Here is an 18,907-nt window from a genome sequence, read left to right as displayed (position 1 = left end):
GCCAGCGTGGAGAACGGCGAAGTCCGCGTGGGCCTGTTCCACGGCTTTTGGATGCACCTCACGCTTGGGCGTGCCCGGCGGGCGCTCGGTGGATGCCGGCCACCGAGGGGCCCACCTCTTGCCCTCGCCGGTGGCCACGGTCGCGCGGATGCCCACGTTCGTGCCCAACGCGATCAGCCGCCAGGCCCGGTTGGCGCGGGCGATGACGTGCTGGCCGACTTGTTACGCCAGGCCGAGCACGGCACGAACAACGTCGCGGCAGGCAGCTATCGCGACCCGGTCAGGTAGCCCTTGCTCTGCAGGGCGCCGCCGTCAGTGTCGGCAGAGAGCTGAGGAAGAAGCCGTATGTGTCTGAAACGGCTGTGAGCAGGCGCCGGACGGCTGATCGACTGGCAGGGTTTGCACGTGAAAGTGGCCCTCCTCAAGCTATTGCTTGGCCCTGACCAGCCCGATGTCGTACGCCGCGATCACGGCCTGGATGCGGTCGCGGGCCCCGATCTTGGTGAGGACGCGGCCGACGTGCTTCTTCACGGTGGACTCGGTGAGGACGAGTCGTTGGGCGATCTCGGTGTTCGTCCAGCCCCGGCCGATGGCGACGAAGACCTCACGTTCGCGGTCGCTGAGGGTCTGCAACCGGGGGTCCTCGGCGGTGGGGGCTTCGGCCGGGGCGAGGACGTGGTGGGCGTAGGCGTCCAGTAGACGGCGGGTCAGGCGGGGGGCCACCACGGCGTCGCCCGTCGCGACCGCACGGATACCCGCGACGAGTTCCTCGGGGCGGGCGTCTTTGAGCAGGAATCCGCTGGCGCCGGCCCGCAGGCCCTCGTAGGCGTACTCGTCGAGGTCGAAGGTGGTGACGATGAGGACGCGGGTGCGACCGCCGGTGGCGATGATGCGGCGAGTGGCCTCGATACCGTCCGTTCCGGGCATACGGATGTCCATGAGAAGGACGTCGGGGCGCAACTCCGCGGCCAGGCGGACGGCCTCCGCACCGTGCTCGGCCTCGCCGACCACGTGCAGGCCCGGGGTGCCCTCAAGGAGCATGCGCACGCCCATGCGCTGCAGGGGCTGGTCGTCGGCGATCAGCACGGTGGTCATCGCGGGAGTTCTCCCGATGCTTCCGGCGCGGGCGTCGCCTCAAGTACGACGTCAACGACCCAGCCGTGGCCGGTGTCGCGCGGTCCGATGATCACCGTGCCGCGGTACATGGCGGCTCGCTGGCGGATCCCGACCAGGCCGTGGCCGGGTGCGTGTTCATGTGCGGCCGGCTTCGGTGGCGGGGGAGACCCGGGGGGTCTGCCGGTGTCGGCGACTCGGATCCGTACCTCTCCCGCCTCTGCGGTGATGTCGACCTCGGCGGTCGTGGCGGTCCCCGCGTGCCTGAGCGTGTTGGTCAGCGACTCCTGCACGATGCGGTACACGGTGAGCTGTACGCCGCTGCCCAGCGAGTCGAGATCGCCCACCGTCCGGTAGGCCGCGCGCAGGCCTGCTGCGCGCACCCGTGCCAGTAGGGGGTCCAGATCCCGGATGCCGGGCTGAGGGCTGAGCGTCCTTTCACCGTCCCGTTCCTCACGCAGGACCCCCAGGACCCGGCGCAGTTCGCTCATGGCCTGGCGGCCGGTGTCGGCGAGGATGCGCAGGGCGTCGGTGGACTGCTCGTTCCGGTTGGCGGCGAGGGTCGCGGCGCCGTCTGCGAGGCTGACCATGACGGAGAGGTTGTGGCCGACGATGTCGTGCATCTCGCGGGCGACTCGGGAGCGTTCGGCGGCCGCGGTGAGTTGCATGCGTTGGTGCTGCTCGATCTCCAGCCGTCGGGCGCGGTCCTCCAGCGCAGCCAGGTACATCCGTCGGATGCGGAGTGTCAGGCCGACGGCGATGGCCGCCGTGACCGTGGCCAGCAGGAAGAAGCTGCCGACGAATGGATGTTCGGTCGACGCCAGGAAGAAGACAACCAGGATCCCCTCGACGACGGTCAGAGCGGCTGCCCAGCCCAGCGCCCGCAACGAACCGTTCCGGGCCAGGGTGTACAGAGCGATGAGTGCGCTGACGCTCGTCGGCAGCCAGACACCCATCGTCCATTGGGCGAGGGAGACCGCCGCGATCACGAAGTACGTGAGCGCCGGGGCCTTGCGGCGCCACCACAGCGGAACGATGAGAGCGGCGTGGCAGCCGAACAGGGCGCCGGAGGTCAGCTGGTCACGGGTGGTGGTGTCCCCGAAAGGGGCGTTGCCGTCGCCCCGGAGCAGGACCGGCAGGCTGAACAGGACGACGGCCAGCACCACTGTGGTGTCGAGCAGCCACGGATGCCGGCGGTCCAGCCGCTGTCGGCGACCCTGGTCGCGCAGCAGCCTGCCGAGCAGCGGATGCGCCCAGGCGGCACCGAACCCGAGGGACGGCGTGACCGCTGCCGTCCCCCGGGTGCCGGCCCCGGCGGCTGCCGAACGATGCGAACTCATGGACACCATTGCCTCCGTCGCCGGATCAGGCGTCGGACTTGACGAGGCGGTAACCTGCCCCGGCGAGTGTCAGGGCCACCCAGCCGGCGAAGACCGCGAGGCCCGTTCCTGGTGAGAGGGAGCCCGAGGACTCGTGCAGGGCGTAGACGGCCGACCCCGCGTTGCTGGGGAAGTAGGGGTTGATGTTGTCGTACAGCGAGTCCGGCAGGAGCGAGGCCAGGCCGGGCAGGATGAGCAGGATACCGACCAGGACTGCGATGGCTCCGGCAGAAGAGCGGATCAGAACGCCCAGGGCCACGCCGAACACGGCGACCAGGCCGAGGTAGACACCGGCGCCGGCCAGACTGCGCAGGACGCCGTCGTCCCCCAGGGACAGAGCGATGTTCTCGCCGTCCAGCCCCGGGGTGCCCAGCAGGAACGCGGCCAGGGCGCCGATGCTGGTGAGGACCAGGGCGATCGGGCCGATCACGGCGGCCTTCGACCACAGGACGGGCAGCCGGCGCGGTACCGCGGCCAGGGTGGAGCGGATCATGCCGGTGCTGTACTCACCCGCGGACAGCAGCACCCCGAGTACGCCGACGGCCAGCGAGGCGAACGTGACACCAGTCAGGGCCAGGCTCACCGCGGTGCTGTCGACGCTGGCCCCTCCCGGCGGCCCGCCGGTCGCTGCGCCCGGACTGTAGGTGTAGGAGGCGATCGTCCCGAAGAGGACCAGCAGGAACACGGCGACACCCAGGGTGATCCAACTGGAGCGCAGTGACCAGAACTTGGCCCACTCCGAGCGCAGCACCCGCAGACCGGTCACCTTGTAGGCAGTAGCGGACGTGGGGGCGTCGGGCGCCGTGGAGAGTTGAGTGTGCCTGCCAGGGCGCCGATTGGGACGGAGTGAGGTGGTGGGCATCAGGCGGCCTCTCGTTCGGTGTCGGCCGGAGCACTCTGGTACTCCACGGCGTCGCGGGTGAGTTCCATGAACGCCGCCTCCAACGAGACGGACTGCGGGGTGAGTTCGTACAGCGCCACCCCGTGCCGGGCGGCGATCGCTCCGATCTCACGGGCGTCGCGACCCAGCACCAGCAACTCCTCGGCGGAGGAGGAGGTGATCGTGACATCCGGGCCGGACAGCAGCGAGCGCAGCTTCGCGGTCTCGGCGGTGGCGACCTTCACACCGCCGCCGCTCGCCTCCCGGGTGAAGTCGTCGACGGTGGTGTCGGCGAGCAGCCGACCGCGTCCGATGATGACCAGGTGGTCGGCGATCAGCGCGGTCTCGCTCATCAGGTGCGAAGAGAGCATCACGGCCCGGCCTTCGTCGGCCAGCGAGCGCAGCAGGTTGCGCACCCACAACACGCCTTCAGGGTCGAGGCCGTTGACCGGTTCGTCGAGCATGACGATCGCGGGGTCGCCGAGCAGGGCGGCCGCGATGCCGAGCCGCTGACCCATGCCGAGCGAGAAGGCCCCCACCCGCTTGCCGGCCACGCTGGTCAGGCCGGCCAGCTCGATGACCTCGTTCACCCGGCTGCGCGAAATGCCGTGAGTGTACGCGAGCGCCATCAGGTGGTTGAACGCACTGCGCCCGGGGTGGACGGACTTGGCCTCCAGCAGGGTGCCGATCTCGTGCAGCGGTGCGGACTGCATGGCGTAGGGCCGACCGCCCACGGTGACCGAGCCTTTGGTGGGGGAGTCCAGGCCGACGATCATGCGCATGGTCGTGGACTTGCCCGCACCGTTGGGGCCCAGGAAGCCGGTCACCTCCCCGGGCTTGACGGTGAAGCTCAGGTTGTCGACGACCGTCTTGTCGCCGTACCGCTTCGTCAGCTCGTGTACGTCGATCATGGGGGTGGGCCTTTCCTGCCGTGGAATCGGCCGCGGATGCGCCGCGGTGTCTGCATTCGAAGGTACGAGCGCGGCAGGGCCGGACCATGGGCCCAGGGGGGAATCTTCGGCGTCCCTGTGGTACCCCGGTACCACAGGGACCGGCTCTCAGCGAGGCCTCCGCGGACTCCGCGGAAATCCCGGCCTGGTGCCGAGAAGTTCCCGCTCGGGGCGCGAAGGTTCTGTACATCTCGGTCTCTGGTCGGCGAGACCACGTACCGCGGGTCGCACAGGGCGCAGGAGCGACGTCGCGCTCCGGGTGCATGCAGGCCGCGGTGGCGGAGGATCTGCACCGGCTTCGGGTGCGAGTCGGCCATGCGCGCCATGAGGCGGAAGCCCGCCGCCACCAACTCCGCGGGGTCATCGACAAACCCCCGCGGACGCTCGTCGATGGCCCGGCTGAACTCGTCCAGCGCGTCCGCCACCGCCGCGTCGAACAACTCCGTCGTGGTCCGGCGGTGGTTCTGGAAGGACCCGAAGCCGACGTCGGCGCGGTCGGCGATGGCTTGGATGCTCGCGCCGGTGTCCCCATGCGCGGTTGGAGCTCGCGGGCCGCGCGGATCAGAGCCTTGCGGGTCCCGGCATGTCGCCATTCGGAGCGGTTGCGCGGCGGGGCGGGCGTCGGTGTGGGAAGAGCACAGCAATGATCACTACTTCTGATGGATCAGTCAATTTTCCGCAAGTCGGCTATTGATGATCTGACGAGCGGAGTTGATGATACCGTCACTGATCGCAGTGCTTGTGGGAGCACACCATGGTCCGGAACTCGGGCCGACGAGGTCGACCGCGCGGACCTCGCAACACCTCATCAAGACCTTCGCAGTGAGCAGAGCAGCCTAGCTCTCGGCCTTCCGCCCGCGGGACCGCCGTACGACGACTACTTCTGGACCGAGATTGCCGGGCTCGCCCTCGAAGTGGTCGGCCCCTTGCCGCCCGTGGGTGAACCCACCACCGTGGAGGGCAGCGTGGCGGAGGGACGCGCCCTGCTCACCTGGACACACCCCGACGGCCGTTCGACGATCGTCGCGTACGGCATGCCCAAGCCGATCAAGGCACTCCGAGCCCTGGCCGAAGCCGCCTCGAGTCAGTGAGGTCACCATGCCCTTTCTCGTACTGATCGCCATTTATGCGGCCCGGATCATGCGCAGCCCGCTGGACACCCGACTGAAGAAGAGTCATGTCGGACCCCTGACGGTGGCCGCTCTTTTCGTCGTGCTGTCCCTGGCCTGGGACTGGCTCAGGCCGGACGGCATCGGCACCGTCTACTTCCTCGGTGAATTCTGCGGCGTGAGCGCGCTCTACCTGATGACATGGGCCTTGGTGCTGGCCACGAGGCTGCGGTGGCTGGAGCAGTGGTTCGGCGGTCTGGACCGCATGTACCGCTGCCACAAGAACTACGCCCTGTGGTCCATTCTGCTGCTCGTTCCCCACAGCGTGTTCGCTGACACCGAAGCGGGAAGGACGGTGAGGGAATCCCCCCAGGCGGTGGGCCTCGGGCGCGCGCTGGGCCTCGCCACCGCTCTCGGCCTGCTCGTGCTCGTCCTCGTGTCCCTCGCCCGCGTCGGCCGTATTCTGCGTCTGCCCCACGAGCGCTGGCTTGTCGTCCATCGCCTCATCGGACTCCTGGTCGTCTCCTCGCTGGTGCACGGCTGGGTGCTGGACCACATCATCGGCCGGTCCAGCGTCCTCAAGATCGTGTACGTCGTCATGGGCGTCGTCGGAACGGCCGCCTACGCCTACGACGAACTCGTCATGCGACGCAGGGTCCCGCGTGCCGACTACACCGTCCACGCAGTCAAACGTCCGGCGCCCGACATCGTCGACCTCACCCTCGCACCGGCCGGACACGCGCCGCTGCAAGTGAAGGGCGGTCAGTTCGTCTACCTGCGCGTCGGGGGTCACCGCGCCTGGCGCGAACATCCCCTGAGCGTAGCCGGAGTCCAGCACGACGGTTGCGTCCGTCTCACCGTCCGCGCCGTCGGCCGAGGCACCCGCAGGCTCTACGCCGACCTGCGCGAAGGCGCCCTGGCCACACTGAGCGGTCCGTACGGCATGTTCGACCACACGGTCGGCGGGCAGCGCCAGATATGGATCGCGGGCGGGATCGGCATCGCCCCCTTCCTGGGCTGGATCACCCACGAAGACGCAGAGGCCCTGCCCAGCGCGGACCTCTTCTACTGCACCAGTACCGCCACTGACGCGCCATTCCTACCAGAGCTCACCGAGGCAGCCCGACGCCACCCGGCTCTCAGACTCCACTCCGTGTACAGCCGCCGCCAAGGCCGACTCACCGTCGACAAGATCCTGGCCGCCACCGGGCCCCTCACCCCGGACACCCATGTCTTCCTCTGCGGACCCGCCTCGATGGTCGAAAACCTCACCATCGCCCTCCGCGGCCGGGGAATCTCCCGGCACCACCTGCACGCCGAGCACTTCGCCTTCCGCTGACCTTCGGCTTGTCGTCGACCAGGCCGTGCAAAGCCCGGCTTTCACCATGGGTGTACGTGACAAAGGACGCTCAAGGACTACCCCGTTACCTTCTAGACGGCCCCGATCTTGGGGCTCCCGGCCTTCTGGCCCGGCATGACTTTTGCCCCCTGTCGACCATGACCCGGGGGGTGGTGTCACCGGGTCGGGAGGCGCCGGTAGATCGCTAATAGGGGCAGGAGCGCCGGTTGGCCGGCAACGCTCTTCGTAACGTGGTTGCCGGATATCGGCGCCGTGCCTTGGCCGGGAAGGCAAGACCCTCCCAGGAGGAGTGAAGTGATCGACATCCGCGACGTGGCCGTCTTCCTCGGCCTCGATGTCGGCAAGGGCGAACACCACGCCACCGGCCTCACGCCGGACGGCAAGAGTGTCGTCGACAAGCCGCTGCCGAACAGCGAGCCGAAGATGCGGGCCATGCTCGACAAGCTCACGGCCAAGTACGGCCGGGTCCTGGTCGTCGTGGACCAGCCCGCCTCGATCGGTGCTCTGCCGCTGGCCGTCGCCCGCGACGCGGGCTGCGAGGTGGCCTATCTGCCGGGCCTGACCACGCGGCGGATCGCGGACCTCTATCCCGGCGAGGGCAAGACCGATGCCCGCGACGCGGCGATCATCGCGGACGCCGCCCGCACCATGCCCCACACACTCCGATCGATCGAGCTGGACGACGAAACCATCGCCGAACTCCACATAATCGTGGGCTTCGACGACGACCTCGCGGGCGAGGTCACCCGGGTCGCCAACCGGCTGCGCGGCCTGCTCACCCAGATCCACCCGCACCTCGAACGGGTCCTGGGGCCACGCATCCAGCACCCGGCCGTGCTCACGCTGCTGGAACAGTTCGGCTCGCCCAAGGCGATCCGCAAGGCCGGACGACGGCGCCTGATCACGCTGCTGCGACCGAAGGCCCCGAGGATGGCCGAGCGGCTGGTCGAGGACATTTTCACCGCACTCGACGAGCAGACCGTCGTCGTGACGGGCACCGACGGCGGCCGCGGTGATCGTGCCCAAGCTCGCGAAGAACCTCACCGCGCTGCTCGACCAGCGCAAGGAACTTGCCTCGGACATCGAGGAGTTGCTCAAGTCGCACCCTCTTTCCGAGCTCCTGACGTCGATGCCGGGGATAGGCGTCAGGACCGGATCCAGGATCCTCATCGACGTCGGTGACGCCAGCAGCTTCCCGACCGCAGGCCACCTCGCCGCCTATGCCGGGCTCGCCCCGGTGACCAGGCGGTCGGGGTCCTCGATCCGCGGCGAGAGTCCGTCCCGCAGAGGCAACAAGCACCTCAAACGGGCCTTCTTCCTCGCTGCGTTCGCCTCGCTGTCCGACCCGGCCTCCCGGGCCTACTACGAACGCAAGAAGGCCGAGGGCAAGCGGCACAAGCAGGCCCTGATGTGTCTCGCCCGCCGCCGCGTCGACGTGCTCTTCGCGATGCTCCGCGACGGCACGTTCTTTGAACCTCAAGCCGTCCCCCAAGCCGCCTGAAACATCACCAAACAACCGACCTGCCCCTTGACGAAAGAGATAGGGGCACCCCCCCACAGAGGACTCCCCGCACAGAGGACTCCCCGCACAGCCTCGTCACACGCACGCTCCGCTTCCATCCTCGGCTCAGCCCGCCGCACCCACTCGTCGGTGGCCCGCGGGATCGCGCCCGAGCACGCTCTCGACGCGTACTCTCCGCCCGGCCGTACAACGCCGCCCGAACGGCAGCTCCCCGAGATCGGCATCGTCCCCAAAACCTCAGCTCGGCATGTCAGCGGCCGAACCCGTCGACGCCGAGGGGTTCGGCCGGGACCGACGTCACCGTGATGGCTGCCGGAGGCCGGGGTGACGGAACTGCTTCCGGCGCTGGAAGTGCTCACCTGCTGGTGGCTACGGCACCGAGGCCGTCCGATCCGGCAGCTTCCATCAGGCGGCGCCGCCGCGCGAGGCCGAGACGGCACGGTCCAGGGTTGCGTGATCGGCCCAGTTGCCATGGAAGCCGAACGGGACGCGGCTCGGGAGTTTGACCCGGGCGAGCGGGGTGCGGCGCAGGTCGGCGGCGTCATGGATGAGCAGCTCGGACAACCCGGTGAGGCGGTTCCACCACAGGGTCAGCAGGTAACCATCGTCCTCCGAGGTGGCGTTCTGGCGGGCCACAAAGACGGGTTCACCAGGGCTGGTCAGCGCATCGGGCCCCTCGACCACGGTCGTGGCGTCGCTCAGGAAGTCGTGCTTGGCCAGGCCGTCGCTCATGGTGTCCTCGGCCAGCGCGCGCGTGGTGACGAAGTAGCCGTAGCGGTGCTCCCGGCCGGTGTACGCGTCGTTGATCCGCGGGAACTCACCGGCGACACCGCTGGTCATCTCCTCCGTCGCCGATCCGGTGGCCAGGTCGACGCGCCAGCGGTGGGGCAGGGACGGCGGGAACCAGGAGTGGGAGGTGACGGGGGTGTCGAGCCGGCCGGCAGGAGTGCCCAGGCGGGTGATGCGGTGCCCGTCGACGATGACCTGCCCATTGCACTCGTAGGCGTTGTAGAAGTGGGTGTTGGCCCAGTGGCCGCCCACCTCGTGCCAGGTGACGGTGTGGGTGCGGCGGTCCATGAGCACGATCTGTACGCCGTGCGGGAGCGATGCCTCGTCCCAGACGACTCCCGGCTTTCCCTGCATGATGTGGTCCAGCCGGAACTGGGCCGGGGTGACGAAGAAAATCGCGTAATGGTCGCTGACGGCGAAGTCGTGCATCAGCACGGGCACTTTGATGTCGAGACTGTGGCTTTCCACGACGTGCCCGGTCTTCATGTCCGCCCGATACCAGGTGATGACCGGCCCGGTCGCGGCGAAGAAGAGCATGTCGCCGCTGTCTGGGTCGATCTTGTAGTGGGCGGTGCACAGTACGTCGATGCCACCGTGGAAATCGTGGGTGCCATACGTCTCCAGGGTCTCGGGGTGCATCGCGTACGGCAGACCGCCCTCGTAATAGACGAGCAGGTGGTCACCGAAGACACCGACGTTGGTGTTCGCCACGTTCTTCGCGGGTGGAGCGCCCTGGGGGAGCGGACCGGGTGTGCCGCCGTTGGCGAATCCGCTGTAGACGGCCATGCCCTGCTCGACCTCGAACTTCATGGAATCGGTCATCACCCAGCGGGTGCGGAACGCGGCCCGGCCCTCGCGCAGATAGATTCCGCACACCATGCCGTCGCCCTCCCACCAGTGATAGCGACCGGGATCGCGAGGCTGGAAACGGGGGTTGGATGAGACCCGGAACAGAGCCCCTGCGAGGTCGGCCGGGATCTCCCCGTCCACCTCCAAGTCGTAGGCCTCTGTCTCCTCCGTCCAGGGGGTGAAGGGGCCGTCGAGGAACTTGTTGTGGTGCGCCCAGCCGGCGGCGTCCTGTGCGAGCCGTGGGACCGACGGCCGGAGCGCGGCACGCGGCGCGATCGTCATCGGGTCGGGTGGAATCAGACCCGGGCCGGAGGTGACTGAGGTCATCGGAGTGCTCCAGGTGCGGGTGGGAGAGAGTCGGTCTGCGGGAGCGGCCCTGGCCGGGCCGCCTTGTCTGGGAGGCCATGGTCAGAACGGGTAGAAGGGGATCTCCTGGCGGACGGTGACCCACTGCTGCTCGGTGAATGCCTCGAGGTTGGCGGCAGCGCCTCCGTGGCGGGAGCCGTTGCCGGAGTCGCCGACGCCGCCGAACGGGATGGTCGACTCGTCGTTCACTGTTTGGTCGTTGATGTGCACAAGGCCGGTCGGGATGCGCTCGGCCAGCGCCAGGCCCTTGGCAACATCGCGCGTCAGGATGCCGAGAGAGAGCCCGTACTCGCTGTCGGAGGCCAGCCGGGCGGCCTCGTCGAGATCCTGGAAGGTCACTACGGGCGCGACAGGGCCGAAGATCTCCTCCGCGTAGGCGCGGGCGGTGAGCGGGACGTCAGCCAGGACGGTGGGCCGGTAGAACAGGCCTTCATGGGTACCACCGGCAGCGAGCCGTGCTCCCGCGGTGACACTGTCGGAGACCACGGCGTGGGCGGCCCGCAGCTGACCCTCGTCGATCATGGGGCCCATGAGGACCGTGCCGGTCATCGGATCACCCACGGGTGTGGCGTCGGCGTGCTCGGCGAGGCGGGCTGTGTACTCCTCGGCGATCGAGGAGTGCACGAGATGACGGCTGGCGGCCATGCAGACCTGCCCGGCGTTGAAGAAGGAGCCGAAAGCGCCCGCGGACACGGCCTTGTCGAGGTCGGCGTCGTCCAGGACGACCAGCGCCGAGTTGCCGCCCAGCTCCAGGTGGACCCGCTTGAGCCGCTGCGCGGCTGCCGCCGCGATGGCCTTCCCGGCCCGGGTGGACCCGGTGAAGGCGATGACGGGCACGCGCGGGTGCTCCACCAGCGCCGCGCCGACGGCGGCGCCACCGGGCAGGACGTGCAGGACGCCCTCGGGAAGCCCTGCCTCCTCGAAGACCCGCGCGATGGTGACACCGCCGCAGATCGCGGTGCGCGGATCGGGCTTGAGGACGACCGCGTTGCCCAGGGCCAGCGCCGGGGCCACCGCACGCATGGCCAGCAGCATCGGCGCGTTGAACGGGGAGATGACACCGACCACGCCCACCGAGCGCCGCCGCGAGAACGACAGACGGTCCTGGGCTGACCGGAGCACTTCACCAAAGGGAGCCGCAGCGAGTGCGGCGGCCTCGTAGCACTCCTCGGCCCCACCATCAGTCGCCTGGGTGTCCGCGAACAGTCGTGGGGCGCCCGACTCGCGCACGATCCACTCCGCTATCTCCGCCTGGTGCCGCTCGAAGAGGGCCGCGGCGCGCCGCAGCACCCGTGCACGCTCCAGGTACGGCACCGCCGCCCAAGCGCGTTGGGCCTGCTGCGCGTGCGCCACGGCTCGGTCCAGATCGGCGGGAGATGCTGCGCCAACGCGGCCCAGCGTCTTTCCGGTCGCCGGCTCGGTGGAGTCGTACGGCTCACCCGAGCCCTTGACCCATCCGCCTGAGAAGATCCGCTCCTGCCAGTCGGCTGCATCGAGAAGGGTCATGGTGTTCCGTTCTGCGTAGGTGACACAGGAAGGCGCACCGTCTGCGCCGCCCCTCGGTCCCGGAGGCATCGCGCCGGGTGGCGCTGGTAACTCGGTAGGAACCCGGCCTCGGCCCGCTCGGGAATAGCGGGATGTCCCGTTGAATAGGACTTGCATCTTGATTAACAGGACATTGCTGTTGAATGTCAAGCGGTATGTCCAAGGTGGCGGCGACAGGTCGTCGTGCCGGCATGCCCAGGGTGGTGCTGCAGTGTCGGCTCTGGAGGAGCGCCGGGACGCGGCAAGCTTGCAGCAAGCACAGTATTTGCATGAAATATGGCGAATTGCACGATGATGAAGGTGAGTCAGGGACAGGTCTCATCCGCTGATCCACAGATCGAGGGAGGACGGCCCTGGGGTGCCAATGGGCAACGACGCATTGGACCCACGCTTCGGGGCGCTCAACTGTCACACCGGCGTGTCCAGTGGATCGAGGCGTCCGACGGCCTCGCCCCGACTCACTTCTTCAACGCCTACCAGGGACGACAGGGCGCCCGGCGCCATGGGATGGCGGCCTGCGACTGCGGCCTGGACGGGGCCTCTCCGGTGGCGTGGCCACAGTCGGAGCCTCGGCCCGGAGACAACCGCCGGATGCCGGGACCGCTGCCAGGGCCCCGGCATCCGCCATGGGCGGGACACTTGCTTCAGCAAGGGTAGGAGGCCGCCACGCCTGGGAAGGAGTGCAGCGCCACGGGGGAAAGACCCCCGTTGGCCCTTAGTTCGAGCCCGAACCGCCACAGCGTCCGTACACCTCGTTCGGCACCGCCCGGGTGTCAGCCCCCGACGGCTGTCAGCCGCTCACCGATCTCCCGTGCCGTCTCCTGAACCTTCCGGGCCAGCTCCGCCTCTGCCTCGGGGAACACACGAGAGGCCAAGGCCGCGATGCTCACCGCTGCCACTACCTGCTGCTGCTCGTCACGGACGGGAGCGGCGACCCCCATCACGTCGGCGTCGAGTTCGCCACGCGTGACCGAGTAGCCGCCGCGCCGGATATGGGCCAGCCTCTGCATGAGAGTGTCGACGTCCGTGAGGGTAGCGGGAGTGAAACGGCGCAGGTCTGCTGATTCAAGAAGCTGGCGGGCTTCCTCGTCGGGGATCCAGGCCAGCAGGACGAGTGCCGCCGCACCCGCGTTGAGGGGGAGAGTGCTGCCCCTCTCGTAGGAGATGCGCACGGCGCCCGTCCCTGCTTCGGCCCGATCGACGCACACGACCAGCTCTCCGGTCCGCCTGGTGAGCAGGACCGTCTCCCGCACGTCCTCGGCGAGCGCCGTCATCGCCGGGAGGGCGACTTCGGACAGGCCGTAGCTGCGGCGTGCCAGCCGTGCGATCTCCATGACGCGCAGCCCCAGCCGGAAGCCCCCACCCGGCGCCTCCTCGAGGAAGCGGCTGCTCACGAGGCTCTGGAGGTACCGGTACGCGGTCGAGCGAGCCACGCCGAGTCGCTCGGCCACAGCGGTGCCGGAGACGACGAGGTGGGTGTCGGTGAACATGAGCAGGATGTCCAGGGCCCGGTCGGCCGTGGAGTTACGCTCGCGATAGCTGGTGGACGCTGTTCCTGACATGCGAGACATCGTAACGGGTGTCGCGGCGTCTCGGGCACCGGGCGTCACAATCGGTCCTTGACCACTGTATTGCGCAGTTCGCCGATCCCCTCGACGACCGTGACGAGTTCCTGCCCCGGCCGGAGAAAGACCTTGGGGTCGCGGCCGGCACCCACGCCCCCCGGGGTACCCGTGGCGATGAGGTCGCCCGGCAGCAGCGTGATGATGGTGCTGACGTACGCGATGATCGTGGCGACGTCGAAGAGCAGGTCCGCTGTGTTGGACTTCTGCATCGTGGTGCCGTCCACGAGGCAGCTGATCGTCAGTCCGGACGCACCGCGCGGCAGTTCGTCCGGTGTGACGAGCGAGGGTCCCACAGGGGTGGTGGCCTCGAAGGTCTTGCCGGACAGAAACTCACGGGTGCGATGCTGCCAGTCCCGGACGGTGACGTCGTTGAGGACGGTGTAGCCCGCGACCTGCGCCAGCGCCTGGTCCGGCGACACGTGACGTGCGCGGTGTCCGATCACCACACCGAGCTCAGCCTCCCAGTCCAGGTCGTCGCTCACCGGCGGAATGTGCACGTCGTCGTAAGGTCCGATCAAGGAGCCGTCGTACTTGGCGAACAGCGTCGGATGGGCCGGGGTCGCCCGGCCCATCTCCTTGATGTGCGTGGCGTAGTTGAGGCCCAGACACACGATCTTGTTCGGGTGAGGGACGACGGGAGCGAGGGACGCGGTCGACAGGGAGATGCGGTCGCCGTCCTCGGCGGCCACGCGTTCAGGCCAGTCGTCGCCGCTCGACAGCAGTTCGCCGACGTCGGAGTAGGGCAGCAGAACGAACTCGTCCCCTTCCTGGCGGGCAGCGGCTGTGCCGCGCTCGTCGTGCAGCCGGACGGTGCTGAGCCTCATCGGGGCCCTCCTTGGGGCTTGGAAACACTCTTGGTGACGGGGTGTGCGGTCGGTGCGGGCCGCGGTCGGACGACCTCGTGACTGATCTCCGCCGGACCGTCTGACGCGGCAAGGGAGAGATCGCGCCCTGGAGCGGGCGCGAAACGACGCAGGCTCTGCGAGACACGCTCTGCCTGGTCGGCTGGGAACACGGCCGCGATCAGCCGGTCAGGGCGCACCAGCAGGAAGTGTCCCGTGAGCCCGCCGAACAGCGCCTGAAGTCGGCCGTCGGCGTCGGCTACGGCAGTGCGCCCCGGGCGGTCGCGGGGGTATCGGTCATCGAGGACGACCGACACCCGCGTGCCTGCGGGCAGACCGGCGTGCGCGGCAGTGTTCCAGTCGGCGTCGGTGAGGGCTACGCCCAGCAGGCTCCAGCCATGGCCGAGCACGTTGTCGAGCCGGGTCACCTGGAGCTGCGGACCGTGCAGGACTCGTGGCTGCGGAAGAAACGTGCCCACCGGTGACCCTTTCTTGCCGTCGAAGGGGACGACGGCGCCCGAACGAACGCGGGTGTTCGGCCGGTAGCGCATCTCGGTGAGGTACCGGCGCCCCTGCGGGGTGTGCATGGCGATGCGCACCAACAGGTCGCGCAGCCGCGCGCGGCTGCGGCTGGTCGTCATGACGATGCGGCCGAGCCGGACCGAGAGGTCGATGACGGCCTGAGCGTGTGGGCGGCGTTCGGTGCCATAGGTGTCGAGGAGGGTGTCTGCCGAGCGTCCGGCCAGGACGTCGGCGAGCTTCCAGCAGAGGTTGGCCGCGTCTCGCACTCCGGAGTTGAGTCCCTGGCCCGCGAAGGGCGGCATCATGTGGGCGGCGTCGCCCAGAAGAAAGCAGCGTCCGTCGCGCAGGCGGTCGGCCAGCAGTGCGTGGAACGTGTACGACACGGCGCGCTCGACCTGGTCCGGGGTGATCTCGCGGTACGGCCGCAACAGATCGCGTACCAGCTCGAACGGTGGAGGATCGCCGGGCAGGCCCTCCCCGGGGTGCAGCAGGAACTCGTAGCGGCACCGGCCGTCGCGCCCCGGAACGATGACCGTGGGGCGGCTGGGGTCTCCCATGTGCATGCCGTAGCGCTGGTCGTGGGGATCTTCCACTGTGTCGGCGACCAGCCACACGTCGGGAAAGCTGCGCCCCTGCATGGGGATGGACAGCAGTTCCCGGACGGTGCTGCGTCCGCCGTCGCATCCGAGGACGTACGAGACGTCGAAGTGCTCGACCGGTTCCGTGCCATCGCTCGGCCCGACTCCGACCCGTACCCGGTCGGAGTGCTGTTCTAGCGAGAACAGCCGTGTGTGGAAACGGGTTTCGACATTGGGGCGGTGGCGCAACTCTTCGACCAGTACCCGCTCCAGGTCGGGTTGGGCGAAGGGGTTCTTGAACGGGTGTCCGAATCGCTGGTCGCCGAGGCCGCGGGCGTGCACGAGGGGTCGGCCACCGACGTCGAAGTACTTCGTTCCCGTGCCGGGCACGATGATCGGGTAGACCGCCCCGTCGATGCCGGCCGACTGCAGCGTGCGCAGCGACTCGTCGTCCAGACTGATCGCCTTGGCGTCGTCGCTCGTTGTCGGATTGCGCTCGACGAGCAGGACGCGTATGCCGAGTGAGCCGAGCAAATGGGCGGCCGTGAGCCCCGTCGGACCGGCGCCGACCACGAGCACGTCGGCTTGCACCGGGGCTGCCGAAGCGAATCTTCGCCGCGGTTCCGGATGCGGTGGCTGGGGGTTGCTCATGGGTGGGACTCCATCGGTCGGCGGCGTGTGAGGGCGCGGTGTGCTACTGGACCGGCTGATAGGCGGGACCGCCCTCGGTCAGCAGCCGCTCCACGTCGGCCATGACGTCGGCGGGCTCCTGGTCGAGGTTGAGGGTCTTGCGGAACGGCTGTCGCACGTCGCGCTCCACCCGCAGATACACCTCGTTGCGGTTGCCCTCGGGGTCGAAGAAGTAGATACCGATCGCGTTGCCGTGGGTGACTTCCTGCTGCACCTGGATGCCCTCGGCGCGGAACCGGTGGTGGAACTCGATGACCGACTCCAGAGAGTCCACCCGCCAGGACACCTGATGCGTGAGCTTGGCGCCGTCGTGGGCGGTCCGTCCGCGCTGCAGAACGAACTCGTGGTGCTCCTCCTCAGGGCAGGAGGAGAGGAAGACGATGCCCAGCTCCTCGTCCTCGTCGGTCACGGTCAGGCCGAGGACCCGCGTGTAGAAGTCGCGCATCGCGTCGAGGTCGTGAACCCAGAAACCGGTGTGACCGAGACCAGTAATCGCCATGGCGTGTCTCCTTTTTCAGGATTAGAGTCTTGTTTTACAGGACGATAGGTGGATGCCGAGCTAGACGTCAACTGTTGACTGTGGGACGTGCGCGGCGCGTGGCCTGATGTCATGGCGAGGAGCGGACCGGCCGAGCGCGTGGCGGTCGAGGAATCCGGCATCGGCCTGGCCGCCGCAGTGGCCCTCGACGCGTTCATCGTGCGCACGGTGCCGGTGCCCGCGTGTATGCAGATGCTCGGCCGTGCCAATTGGTGGATCCCAGGCTGGCTAGACCGCGTCCTGCCGCATCTGTCCGCCGGACTCAGGCCAGGGACACGGCCATGATTCCGAGTCGGCTCAGACGGCCGCACTCGTCAGCGAGGCCGACCCCGGATCGCATGACCGCGCCGCGCAGACTGCTGTCTCGGGCGACATGTCGCGCTGACACGCGAACTCCTGACGAATCGGGGCCCGGACGCTTTGTCCGGGCCCCGATCACTCCGTCGCATTTTCCGCCGGCGACCTCGATCTCGCCGGATGGCGATCATGACTCCGCCCGTGCGATGCGCTCAACGATCTCGCGCTGCGCGGCAGCGAAGTCGTCGGCCACACGCACTGACCTTTTGCAGCCGGGTCCAGGGGAGCGCGCGCCAGGCGCAGCTGCATCTCTGCGCCGCATCCGATCCCGCCCTTGACCCCGAGCTTCGCGCAGGTGCGCCCGACTCGCGCCGACCCAGTTCGCGCCCGGTTGCGCTGTGAGCACGGGTATCTGCCCGGCGCAGATCGCGGCTGGGCAGGCCCGATCGATACAGCAGCACCGGCGCGCGGCGACCTCGGTCAGGGAGCGCGACACGCGATCGGCGGGCTGCCGTCCGCGGACCCGCTTCGAGCGGGCCGCCTACTCGGTCCTGGTCCCAGGGGCAGCGGTTGAGCTGCAGGGCGGCTTGTTGACCTCGATACCGCAGGAGCGTTAGTGTCCTCTTTAGCAAGACGGTAGTCCTGCTTTGCGGAAATTGAGTAAGGGTCCACGTCGGGTTGCTCGCGGGTCTGACCGGAACGCCGACGAGGCCTGCCCTGTGCAGCTTGGCGTAGTCCCCTTCGGCCGCTGCGGCCTGCTCCAGCTCATGCAAGGACCCAGGAACGGTCCGGGCCGCAGCGACACGGACGGGCTCCACCTACAGCAGCCACGGAGGCACCATGGCGATCACCGGACTCGGCCACACCGGTTTCTGGGTCAACGGCCTGGAGAAGATGCGTGAGTTCGGCCCGTGACCGACGAGGACGAGGAACTCGGCATCGTCTTCCCGTCCGCGCAGCCCGAGCAGGAGCACCATGAATTCGTGCCGCAGCGCGGCCTGACCGCGTCCGACGGAGGCAAACTCACCCCCCAAGTCTGCTGGCGGGTCGACTCGCTGGAGACCGGTGGCCGACGCATGGATGGCGACGGCTACTTCTTCGCACCACCATCCTGACGGACCTCGATGAACGGATGCGGGTCGTCGCTGAGGAACAGTTCGGGCCTGTACTGCCGGTCATGGCGTACGGCGATGTCGAGGACGCGCTCGCGCGGGCCAATGACACCCACTTCGGGCTGAACGGCTCGGTGTGCGGTGTGGAGCGCGGATCCGGAACGGGCCGCGGCGCTCGCTACCCGGCTGGAATGCGGTAAGTCCTGGGTCAACACCCACGCCGTGCCGACATCGGGCGGGAGTAAGTGGAGTGGGCTAGGCGGGGAGGGTGGAATGCCGGGCTTGTTGTCGTTCACCAACACCAAGGTCCTGCACACCATCCGGGAGGGGCACCGAACGAAACCACACTTCGTTAAAGCTGAGTGTGCATGCCGACTGAACCAGGCGGCTTCGAATACCAGCCACGGCAAGCCGTGAATCTGAGTGCTCATTTGCGAACCTTCGTTCGCGTCATCCAGTGAAGATTGAGAAAGGTTGCCAGACATTGAGCGTCAACGGAAGCTGGGACATTACCATGAAGACCCCGATGGGAACCCAGGTGCTGCAGCTGGAACTGCGGTCTGACGGTCAAACGTTGACCGGCACACAGTCGTCCATGGGCGAGACCACCGAGATCCAGGACGGCTCGGTCAACGGCGACGAGGCGACGTGGAAGGTCGACGCGACCAAGCCGGTGGCCGTGAAAGTCACGTTCACCGCCAAGGTCGACGGAGACGATATATCCGGCCACGCCAAGGCCGGATTCTTTCCCAAAACGCCGTTCAGCGGCCGTCGGGCGGCCGCGTAGCGGCATACAGCAATCCGATCGGCGGCTACCGCCCGGTTCGTAGCGGTGGCCGTC

At 68.5% G+C, this 18,907-nt stretch carries 17 protein-coding genes and 2 pseudogenes; 8 read left to right on the top strand and 11 right to left on the bottom strand.

The window, feature by feature from the left end; translation table 11 throughout:
• Positions 1-426: 426 nt before the first annotated feature.
• From OHN19_RS04675 to OHN19_RS04655, 5 genes and pseudogenes are all read right to left on the bottom strand, one after another.
• Positions 427-1,095 (bottom strand): response regulator transcription factor, encoded by a 669-nt coding sequence (locus OHN19_RS04675; RefSeq protein WP_330262894.1) that lies wholly within the window; start codon positions 1,093-1,095, stop codon positions 427-429.
• Positions 1,092-2,453: a sensor histidine kinase gene (locus OHN19_RS04670; protein ID WP_330262893.1), complete on the bottom strand. Its 1,362-nt coding sequence runs from the start codon at positions 2,451-2,453 to the stop codon at positions 1,092-1,094. Before OHN19_RS04670 ends, OHN19_RS04675 begins: the two co-directional genes overlap by 4 nt.
• 25 nt (positions 2,454-2,478) lie before the next feature.
• Complete coding sequence (locus OHN19_RS04665; protein ID WP_330262892.1) at positions 2,479-3,354, bottom strand: ABC transporter permease; 876 nt, start codon at positions 3,352-3,354, stop codon at positions 2,479-2,481.
• Entirely contained in the window at positions 3,354-4,283 is a 930-nt protein-coding gene (locus OHN19_RS04660) for an ABC transporter ATP-binding protein (protein ID WP_330262891.1), read from the bottom strand. The genes OHN19_RS04665 and OHN19_RS04660 overlap by 1 nt, the downstream gene beginning before the upstream one ends.
• Positions 4,284-4,588: 305 nt before the next feature.
• A pseudogene (locus OHN19_RS04655) lies at positions 4,589-4,887 on the bottom strand (TetR/AcrR family transcriptional regulator); the annotation flags it as partial.
• A 370-nt stretch (positions 4,888-5,257) separates the two neighbouring features.
• On the opposite strand from OHN19_RS04655, the gene OHN19_RS04650 reads away from it, so the two are divergent.
• The 3 genes and pseudogenes from OHN19_RS04650 to OHN19_RS04640 all read left to right on the top strand — a co-directional run bounded on the left by OHN19_RS04650 (position 5,258) and on the right by OHN19_RS04640 (position 8,292).
• Positions 5,258-5,413: a hypothetical protein gene (locus tag OHN19_RS04650; RefSeq protein ID WP_330262890.1), complete on the top strand. Its 156-nt coding sequence runs from the start codon at positions 5,258-5,260 to the stop codon at positions 5,411-5,413.
• Between the two features lie 7 nt (positions 5,414-5,420).
• Positions 5,421-6,770, top strand: a complete 1,350-nt coding sequence (locus OHN19_RS04645) for a ferredoxin reductase family protein (protein ID WP_330262889.1) — start codon at positions 5,421-5,423, stop codon at positions 6,768-6,770.
• Positions 6,771-7,085: 315 nt separating this feature from the next.
• A pseudogene (locus OHN19_RS04640) lies at positions 7,086-8,292 on the top strand (IS110 family transposase).
• Between the two features lie 426 nt (positions 8,293-8,718).
• Here the strand turns inward: OHN19_RS04640 and OHN19_RS04635 are convergent.
• The 6 genes from OHN19_RS04635 to OHN19_RS04610 form a co-directional block, all read right to left on the bottom strand.
• A complete protein-coding gene (locus OHN19_RS04635; RefSeq protein WP_330262888.1) occupies positions 8,719-10,278 on the bottom strand; it encodes a carotenoid oxygenase family protein in 1,560 nt (519 codons plus the stop codon).
• An 81-nt stretch (positions 10,279-10,359) separates the two neighbouring features.
• A complete protein-coding gene (locus OHN19_RS04630; protein WP_330262887.1) occupies positions 10,360-11,823 on the bottom strand; it encodes an aldehyde dehydrogenase family protein in 1,464 nt (487 codons plus the stop codon).
• A gap of 812 nt (positions 11,824-12,635) precedes the next feature.
• Positions 12,636-13,424 carry an IclR family transcriptional regulator gene (locus tag OHN19_RS04625; protein WP_232032798.1) on the bottom strand — a complete coding sequence of 263 codons (789 nt, stop codon included), beginning with the start codon at positions 13,422-13,424 and terminating at the stop codon, positions 12,636-12,638.
• A 44-nt stretch (positions 13,425-13,468) separates the two neighbouring features.
• A complete protein-coding gene (locus tag OHN19_RS04620) occupies positions 13,469-14,311 on the bottom strand; it encodes a fumarylacetoacetate hydrolase family protein (protein WP_330262886.1) in 843 nt (280 codons plus the stop codon).
• On the bottom strand, positions 14,308-16,080 hold the full coding sequence (locus tag OHN19_RS04615) for a bifunctional 3-(3-hydroxy-phenyl)propionate/3-hydroxycinnamic acid hydroxylase (RefSeq protein WP_330262885.1): 1,773 nt from the start codon (positions 16,078-16,080) through the stop codon (positions 14,308-14,310). Before OHN19_RS04615 ends, OHN19_RS04620 begins: the two co-directional genes overlap by 4 nt.
• Before the next feature lie 43 nt (positions 16,081-16,123).
• Positions 16,124-16,618, bottom strand: coding sequence for a VOC family protein (locus OHN19_RS04610; protein WP_330262884.1), 495 nt, complete (start codon positions 16,616-16,618; stop codon positions 16,124-16,126).
• 111 nt (positions 16,619-16,729) lie between these two features.
• On the opposite strand from OHN19_RS04610, the gene OHN19_RS04605 reads away from it, so the two are divergent.
• From OHN19_RS04605 to OHN19_RS04590, 5 genes are all read left to right on the top strand, one after another.
• Complete coding sequence (locus OHN19_RS04605) at positions 16,730-16,942, top strand: hypothetical protein (RefSeq protein WP_419249592.1); 213 nt, start codon at positions 16,730-16,732, stop codon at positions 16,940-16,942.
• A 923-nt stretch (positions 16,943-17,865) separates the two neighbouring features.
• Complete coding sequence (locus tag OHN19_RS04600) at positions 17,866-18,069, top strand: hypothetical protein (RefSeq protein WP_330262883.1); 204 nt, start codon at positions 17,866-17,868, stop codon at positions 18,067-18,069.
• Between the two features lie 17 nt (positions 18,070-18,086).
• Positions 18,087-18,266 carry an aldehyde dehydrogenase family protein gene (locus OHN19_RS04595; RefSeq protein ID WP_330262882.1) on the top strand — a complete coding sequence of 60 codons (180 nt, stop codon included), beginning with the start codon at positions 18,087-18,089 and terminating at the stop codon, positions 18,264-18,266.
• Positions 18,208-18,483 (top strand): aldehyde dehydrogenase family protein, encoded by a 276-nt coding sequence (locus OHN19_RS43895; protein WP_419249506.1) that lies wholly within the window; start codon positions 18,208-18,210, stop codon positions 18,481-18,483. Before OHN19_RS04595 ends, OHN19_RS43895 begins: the two co-directional genes overlap by 59 nt.
• A 40-nt stretch (positions 18,484-18,523) precedes the next feature.
• Positions 18,524-18,853 (top strand): hypothetical protein, encoded by a 330-nt coding sequence (locus tag OHN19_RS04590; RefSeq protein ID WP_330262881.1) that lies wholly within the window; start codon positions 18,524-18,526, stop codon positions 18,851-18,853.
• Positions 18,854-18,907 lie beyond the last annotated feature (54 nt).

The organism is Streptomyces griseorubiginosus (genome assembly GCF_036345115.1).
Lineage (GTDB): Bacteria > Actinomycetota > Actinomycetes > Streptomycetales > Streptomycetaceae > Streptomyces > Streptomyces griseorubiginosus_C.
This window is presented reverse-complemented; position numbering and strand designations above follow the sequence as displayed.